This window comes from Okeania sp. (assembly GCF_983059655.1).
The window spans coordinates 1-8039 of the sequence record NZ_CEZPJD010000353.1; the positions used below are offsets into that span (position 1 = coordinate 1).

Annotated in this window: 6 protein-coding genes; 2 read left to right on the forward strand and 4 right to left on the reverse strand. The window is 33.7% G+C overall.

Going from position 1 to position 8039, the window contains the following annotated elements; genetic code table 11:
* Nucleotides 1-176: 176 nt before the first annotated feature.
* Nucleotides 177-338: a hypothetical protein gene (locus AC3DU7_RS18965; protein WP_488040876.1), complete on the reverse strand. Its 162-nt coding sequence runs from the start codon at nucleotides 336-338 to the stop codon at nucleotides 177-179.
* Nucleotides 339-1084: 746 nt separating this feature from the next.
* On the opposite strand from AC3DU7_RS18965, the gene AC3DU7_RS18970 reads away from it, so the two are divergent.
* Nucleotides 1085-2044: a WD40 repeat domain-containing protein gene (locus AC3DU7_RS18970; protein WP_488040872.1), complete on the forward strand. Its 960-nt coding sequence runs from the start codon at nucleotides 1085-1087 to the stop codon at nucleotides 2042-2044.
* 107 nt (nucleotides 2045-2151) lie between these two features.
* Here AC3DU7_RS18970 and cdf31 read toward each other — a convergent pair whose 3' ends face one another.
* A complete protein-coding gene (cdf31, locus tag AC3DU7_RS18975) occupies nucleotides 2152-3066 on the reverse strand; it encodes a CDF family zinc efflux transporter Cdf31 (protein WP_488040873.1) in 915 nt (304 codons plus the stop codon).
* Between the two features lie 485 nt (nucleotides 3067-3551).
* Here cdf31 and AC3DU7_RS18980 point away from each other — a divergent pair, with 485 nt between their 5' ends.
* Nucleotides 3552-3989, forward strand: a complete 438-nt coding sequence (locus AC3DU7_RS18980) for a hypothetical protein (RefSeq protein WP_488040874.1) — start codon at nucleotides 3552-3554, stop codon at nucleotides 3987-3989.
* Nucleotides 3990-4110: 121 nt separating this feature from the next.
* Here the strand turns inward: AC3DU7_RS18980 and AC3DU7_RS18985 are convergent, their stop codons facing one another.
* Nucleotides 4111-6159 carry a potassium channel family protein gene (locus tag AC3DU7_RS18985; RefSeq protein WP_488040875.1) on the reverse strand — a complete coding sequence of 683 codons (2049 nt, stop codon included), beginning with the start codon at nucleotides 6157-6159 and terminating at the stop codon, nucleotides 4111-4113.
* Between the two features lie 787 nt (nucleotides 6160-6946).
* Nucleotides 6947-7171 (reverse strand): hypothetical protein, encoded by a 225-nt coding sequence (locus AC3DU7_RS18990; RefSeq protein ID WP_202222038.1) that lies wholly within the window; start codon nucleotides 7169-7171, stop codon nucleotides 6947-6949.
* Nucleotides 7172-8039: the final 868 nt, after the last annotated feature.

Genomic DNA, 8039 nt, shown 5'->3' on the forward strand with positions numbered 1-8039 from the left:
TGTAGTGGTTTCTCAGGATTTTTCCAGACTGCATTTTCAGTTATCAGTTATCAGTTATCAGCTATTCTTCAACAATTAACAATTAAACTCATTCATTATTAATTATTTGAGTAGGCAAGTATGGTTTTTTGGACTAAGTCACTTAAATATATATGAGCGCACCTTTTCCATTATATTTATAGTATCATGTCAAGTTTTTTTGTCAACTTCGTAATTACCGACACCGACGACACAACCCGAAAACCCCTATAGTTATCGCGGTAGTCGGCATCGTTTTCGTTACGCCTGGCACTCCGGCAATTAAAAGAATTGTCGATCAAACTACCGCCACGGAGTATTTTGTAATTACCGAATAATTAATAATTCAATAATTCAATAATTCAGGTTTAAAGCCTCCCCTTTCAAGGGGAAAAAAGCGGTCGTTTGCGGAGCATTCCGTAGGATGGGATGGCGAGGAAACCTCGCCATATCCAATCGACCAAGAGAATCAATTTTTTCCTTTTATTCAATCCTCTTCCTTTTAGGGAGAGGTAATTATCAATTATTGAAAATATTTTCATAAGTAGAAATGCCATCATAGCTAGCTAACTCAGACGTTATAATTTCGCCAAAATAAAATGGTGTGGTTGTTCGAGCTCGACAAGCATATTTCCACTGATTGTCACTTGGTAAACTATAAATAAATTTAATTTCAATTGAAACTAAAAATAAATTTGTATAGATAAACCTGTTGATAATACTTATATAATGTCTGGTTAAATACTTATAAATAAACGACGGAGAAGTCAGGAGGGAAGAAAGAATAAGAAAGAAGAACCAATAAGGAATGAGGAGGAAAAGGAGAAAGTTTTTTTATCACTAATTATCCGGACATGATATTACTCAAATAATCTGAATATCAAAATCTCAAATATATAGATATTTTTGCTTTTAACTTAGCCTTAATCTTTGTGGAAAATTCTGTGGAAAACTATGGTTTTATTGTGGAAAACTTTGTCTATTCTGGGAAATTTTCAAAGGAAAAATACTAAAGCTTTAAAATAATAAATTGTGGAGACCTTTGAGTTAAGGACTGAGTTTCACGATGAAGATAGAGGAAAAATATTGTATTTCTCACGACAACGACATTAATCAGCTAGTCTTTCATCCAGATGGGGATATTTTGGCTAGTTGTGGATACGATGATCCAATTAAGCTGTGGGATGTCAAGACCGGAAAAAAAATTAGAGCTTTTAAGTGTGGAGACTCTGTTTCAGATATTGCATTTAGTCCTGATGGCAATATTTTAGCTAGTGGAGAAGATCAGAGAATTATTTTACGCAAAGTAGATACGGGAGAAATACTTAATCGCTTGAATCTGAATGAGTTGACTCTTCATCCTCACAGTTACGTTCGTGCTGTTGCTTTTAGTCCTAATGGTTGTATATTAGCTGGTTGTGATGACAGCAACAGAATTGGTTGGTTCAATGTAAAAACTGGAGTATTAATCAGAGCTTTGAAGCACAAGAACGACGAACTTTACTATGAAATTAACGATGTAGAATTTTCTCCTAACGGCAAGATTTTAGCAAGCTGCGCAGAAGACCAAACAGTTAAACTTTGGGAAGTTAATACTGGTAAATTAATCCGAACTCTCAGAAATCATACTGAAGATGTTTATGATATTGCATTTAGTCCTAATGGTCGTATTCTAGCAAGCGGTAGTTGGGATTGTACTATTCAACTGTGGGATGTCGAAACTGGTAAAACAATTCGTACTCTCAAGAGCCATGATTATAGCGTTACTTGTGTTGCTTTTCATCCAAATGGTAAGATTCTTGCTAGTGGTAGTGGTTGCCAGAATATAACAAAACTGTGGGATGTCGAAACGGGTAAAGAAATTTGTACCTTAAATAATCAGTGGAAAGTTTTTTCGGTCAATTTCAGTCCTGATGGACAACTATTGGCAAGTGGGGAGACAATCTGGCACGGTGATTTGCCTAAGATGTCTAATATAGAAATTGTTCGACTAATTAAAAATCAGAATCCTACTGAAAAATCTTAGCGATCAAAATAGACAATAATAAATATGTATCTGTTGTATCTGTTGGGTTGCGCTATCGCTTAACCCAACCTACGCTGCTCCCCCACTCCCCTACTACTCCCTACTCCCTACTCCCTTTCATAAGAAATATGTTCCGATCTATAAGCAGGGGGTTCAACATGAATCATAATTCTGGCAGGATGAAACCTTTTTTGTAGACTTGCTTCTACCTTTTCGGTAATTTGATGAGCAGTTTCAATATCATCAGAATTAACAATGAGGTGCATTTCAATAAATACCTGACGACCGATAACTCCACGGGAAGCAATATCGTGACAGTTGACTACTCCCGGAACTTCCATGGCGATCGCATGAATAGCTTCTGGTGCTACTGCCATATAGTCGACCAACCAAGGCAAATTTTCTTTCAAAACTTCCCAAGCACTCCGAAACACTAAAAGAGCGACGGGAAAAGCTAACACTATATCTAACCAACGAAAAATAGGTAAATTCCAAATATTTCCTTGCCAAATACCAATTAATCCAGCTATAACAATTACTGTCACCCAGATATCGCTCATTGTATGGTGGGAGTCGGCAATTAAAATACTACTACCGATTTTTTTTCCTACCCGACGTTCATAAAATGCCACAAAAATATTAATCCCAAGTACAATTAATAATATCCATAGCGCAGGTGGAGAAATATTTACTTCTTGAGTACCGCCGACTATTTGTTGTATTGCTCCACTGAGAATTTCAAAACAAGCAATACCAAGGAAAGCAGCAATACCTAAAGCGCCAATAGCGTCAAATTTTTGATGTCCGTATGGATATTGTCGGTCTGGTTTAGGGGATGCAAGATGATTTGTGACTAACCCTAAAATGTTATTAGCGCTGTCAGTAACACTGTGCAAAGCATCAGCAAATAGACTCAGTGAACCGGTCCAAAATGCTATTCCAGCTTTGATTAACATCACTAATAAATTTAGTAGTAAAGTTATTATTAAAACTTTGCGGACTTGTTTGCGATTATCGGTCATTTCAGTTATCAGTTATCAGTTCCTCTAATAGACATCTCCAACAATAAAAAATCAAATCAATTTTCGCACATAAACTATCAATTCTTTACCCCTACTTTGTACGGACGTTGCACGCAACATCCCTACGACTACTCCCTATTTTCTAGAGATGTCTATTAATAACTATTTTACTCAAATGCTTTTCTAACAACTCACGCTGCATATATATAGACATATCCGATAATCAAAAATTAAATCAATCCCATACGCATAAATCATCAATTATTTTCCCCTACTCCCTACTCCCTACTCCCTCTTTTCCGGAGAGGTCTAATGTTAGTTATAGTCATCTTCATGCTACTCAAGGCTTTGGACTACGCCACGCTCGAAACTAGGGACTTAAAAATCCTACCATAAAAGGATGACAAAATTGGTGGGCACGCTTACAGTTGTTTCTCTAGTTTTAGCCGTATATATAAGATAATCGTTAAGTGGATTTTAGAAATATGCTCATATATGGACTATTAATGTTAGCAATTATAATATTTCTCATCCGTTCTTCCGGTTTAAATGTGATTCAAGAACCGAAAGCTTGGACTTCATCAGAGCGAACAAAGTCTATTTTCCTCTTTCTGTGGAAGTTTCTTAGCTATATGGGCCTGTCTGCACTTTTTATCTCTTTAGGACTTATGATGGGCGTTATCGGCTATCATTGGGCAGCGGGTTTGAGTTGGATAGATTCTCTAGTAGAAGCTTCGATGATTCTTAGTGGTATGGGACCAATTAGCCCTCTTTCAACTACTAGCGCGAAAGTATTTGCTTCTCTCTATGCACTCTTTAGTGGTTTGGTTTTTGTCATAGCGATGGGAATTCTTTTGTCTCCTTTGGTCTATAGTTTGTTAAGTCAATTTCGTGTTCATATCAACAATGAAAACTACGAATAAAATAAACACTTAGCAAAAGGATATAGATGTAGAACTTAAAAATAAATGTTTGCAAGTCGCTACAGTTAAAAATGAATTTATAAGGGCTATATTCTGATTTTAAATGGTTCTAAAATGCGATTTATACTGAGATTAACTTGGCTTTTACAAAAGACTTTTTCAAAGTTCTAACTAATCTTTGAGCTTGATGTTTATAAAGTGGTTTGGGTAACATTCCTGGCAAATTATTCATTAATTCTCTAGCTTGATTAATGCTACACCCAGAAATACCAACAATTTCATTTGCTCCTTGAAATATCGCATATTCTGATGGGGCAGATTCAATTATAACTTGCCAAGTAGGTTGTTTGATTTCACCATTTTCTATTCTTTTTAAACCATTAATTGTTGCTAAAACAATTAGGCGATCGCCTACTGCTAATCTAATATCATCTGAAGGCATTAATTTTGATTCATTTGGTGGCTTTTGATATAATATTGTCACTACTCCATAACCATAAGCTATTTCCGCTAAAATTAATCCATTTAAGGTATCTCCTGCTTCAATATTATATTCAGTTACTAATACTGTTTGATGGTCTATTCTAAATAAACTTAATATATTTTCTCCAAATGCTGCTCCGGCAAAAGCTTCTGCTACAACGGCAGAATTACAAATAAAGGTAGAATATGGTAAAAGTTTGGCTAAATTATTGCTAAAACGTTGTTCAGAAGTACGAATTACTAAACGAATATTTGGATTAACAGAATAACCCATTAATGCTACTTCTAGATTTAACATTTCGTCATTTGTGACAGCAATAATTCCTGTGGCAGTGGCTAAATTTACTTTTTCTAGAGATTTAATAATATTACCTGTAACTAGAGGAATTTGAGGAGTTATATCTGATTCAATTGCTGTAGAACTAATTGCTACTAATTTCTGTTTAAATTCTTGTAACAAAGTAGCCACTTGCTGACCTACTCTTCCTAAACCAATTATCACGACATGGTCTTGAGTTGGGATAGGATTTCTTCTGGCGAATTTAAATCTTGTACTTAACAATCTTTCTGTAATTAAACCATTGAGCAAAGCTACAAAAATAATTCCTACTAATGTTGTGATTAAACTAAAAAATTGCAGCCACCAAGGAAAATTTTGCTCTAGTTTAATGCCACCAAAAATATCTCCAAATCCTCCTAGTAATAAAACTGCTGTGCCATAAAAAGCTTCTCTTAAAGTTGCCTCTGGATAGTAAAGCCAAAATAGTAATGTACCAGTGCATAAGAGAATTACTAAAATTAAGCCACTAGAAAAAACTAAATTACGAATTGGGTTTTCATGAATCCAGTTCCAGTAGTTAATGACTATATTTTTAATCTCACTTGGTTTGATTTGAATAATTGAGCGAAATATTTGCCATAATTTAAGGTTATTTTTCTGAGTTTTTTTTTGATTATTTATTGTCAAAAATTCTGGTTTTTCAATATAAATTATTTGGTCGCTTGCTTGAATTAGTTCATCACTATCCCAGTCATAAAAATCTGATAATCTTTGAGTATAATCAGTAGCATAACTAATGACTTTTCGATGACGATTATTAAGCTGATAAATAGGACGGTCGTACCAAGGCCCCTCTATTTTTATTTCACGTTTTACGATCTTTATTTGGTGTTTTTCTAGATAAAAAAAACCGATAATTTCTGATTCTAAAGCAGCAACGGCAAAAGCTGGTGCAGGTAATTCCGTAGGTTCAAATGCTACATAATTTCCTAGCTGTTGACCTAATAGTTGATTGAGGTTTTCTTTTGCAGAGCGGACTACAAGACGAATTTGAGGATTAATTAATCTTGCTGCTAGAGCGATCGCTAAATTTATTCTTTCATTACTTGTAACAATAAGTATCGCTCGACACTGTTGAACTTGGCCCTGTCTCAAAATGCCAGGTTCTCTAGCATCCCCAATAATTAATTGGTTTAGTTGTGAAGATAAGTCTGAAACTTCCCTGTGTTGAGGTTGTATAAGATCTATGGCGTTGACAATTACACCAAACTGTTTCAGAGCAGCTACACAATGTTGCCCTAAACTACCTAATCCACATACTAAAAATCTATCTATTGATGGTGGGACTAAAGTATTAGTTGTTAAATTTGTATGGTGGGGTTGATTATTAGGAGTCTGTGAAGACATTATATCATTTTTGATTAAATACTTATAAATAAATATTGTGAGGAGTCAGAACTCAGGAGGGAAGAAAGGAGGAATACATAGGAAATATTGGAGAATAGCGAATAGTATTGATAATTTCAGTATTTCTTTTGTACTGTCGGTACTGTCAGTCATTAAATTTTATTTATAACTGACCAGTCTGCAATTCGTAGCTCCCCCGGAGGGGAAACATGGTATTAGATATTTAATACCAATGGTGAAAAAATAATGTCATGAATAATAATCGCAATTAAAAGATTTTTTGCCAGATATCTCTATTAGATCAAATAGATCAAAAAGGGATATTAAAGGTAATAAATGATATTTAAACTGTTGATTCTGATTCGGTTACTCCCAGAAAAGTTTTAGCTATTTATAGCAAACATTTATCAAAATAATTGGGTCTAAAACCCCGCCTTTTCAGGCGAAATATTTTTGGAGCCTTGCTCAAATGCCCGTTACAAAAATAAATTCTAACTTCTGACTTTGTTAAGGGCCTATCCCAGTAATAATATTTTGATAGTTAAGAACAAAAAAATTAGCTTTTAAAACACATTTTGCTTAAACAAATAAGCTTGTTAAAAATAGTGGGATATGTTCATTAAGCTAGTATAAATTATTCATATAGCAGGCAACAAGCAACAGTGGGAAAAATATTTCCCTTCTCAAATTCATCATTACTCTATGCTTTAACTGCTCTGGCAGTCGTTATCATGTTTAATGATATTATCCACAGCACGGAAGTTGATTAATAATTTGTAGATGTGAATTATTTTTTCTTGGTTGACCAACGCCATCTGAGAAAAGCAATAACTTCTTCTGGTAACAAAATTAAATGAGGTTCATCTGAGATTAATAGTAACCAGTCTTCTTTCTGCTGACGTAGTTTCCATACGGGTGTTCTGGGATGAGATACTATCTGCCAAGAACCGAGTAAATCATGATTACAAAAAAATCCAAATTTTTGAGCATGATTTATGATTACATCTGTCATTATATACAGCTCCTAAAACTGATTCTCTTCGTTAGAATATATCAAATCTGCTTCAATACTGAGATAAACAATTTCTAGATGCTATAAAGTATAGAAGAATTTTATACAATTTTTCTTCTCACTATACTATAAGCAATAAAGTAAATTTATCTCTCAAATATTATAGCTTTAATTCAAACTTAGTCAAGTATTTAATTTTTTTTAATGATTAACTTCATATTTAGCTAGATTTAAGGACAGCAACTAACTTAGTAACTGCACCGATAAAATTTGTATATACAATTACTACTGTAATATTGTAGCTAAAAGTGAGCGATCGCTTGTCAGAAAGTTCTACCTTTAGATATAATTACTATTTATCTTTAGTCTGGTAAAGAATAGAAATAATATCAAATCCGGATGATTAGCGAGCGCTAAGAAGTCAGGAGTCCCGAGTCCGGAGAAAGAAAGGATTTGAATAGCATGAATTTTTAAACTTGTGTTTAATAAAACATTTGTATTGAGATAAAGTAATTTTACGATTACTATAGAACCGGATTTTATATAATCCTAAAAATAAAAAAGCGTTCAGCTTAGATGTAAATATAGATTCAAGTTTTTTATTTAAAAAAAGTGCTGTTTTGAGTCTTTTATATCCTGGTGTTTGCTACTATTTAATGCTGCTTTCCCTCTTTTACTGAAAATTTGTGCTTTAAAGTCTTTTCTTTTAGGGGATAAAAATAAAAATTTTTCGGAGAGGTAATTGTTAATTATTAATTATTAATTATTAATTATTAATTGTTGAATATTCCCTCCATACCTTCTTCATAGCACTTGGTTTTCATATCTCAGATAAAAACTATATATTAAGTATTTATTAGAAATTGAT

What these genes read in the sequence shown, in the direction of transcription:
- AC3DU7_RS18970 (WP_488040872.1), top strand. Translation starts at nt 1,085, where the DNA reads ATGAAGATAGAGGAAAAATATTGTATTTCTCACGACAACGACATTAAT.
- cdf31 (WP_488040873.1), bottom strand. Translation starts at nt 3,066, where the DNA reads ATGACCGATAATCGCAAACAAGTCCGCAAAGTTTTAATAATAACTTTA.
- AC3DU7_RS18980 (WP_488040874.1), top strand. Translation starts at nt 3,552, where the DNA reads ATGCTCATATATGGACTATTAATGTTAGCAATTATAATATTTCTCATC.
- AC3DU7_RS18985 (WP_488040875.1), bottom strand. Translation starts at nt 6,159, where the DNA reads ATGTCTTCACAGACTCCTAATAATCAACCCCACCATACAAATTTAACA.
- AC3DU7_RS18990 (WP_202222038.1), bottom strand. Translation starts at nt 7,171, where the DNA reads ATGACAGATGTAATCATAAATCATGCTCAAAAATTTGGATTTTTTTGT.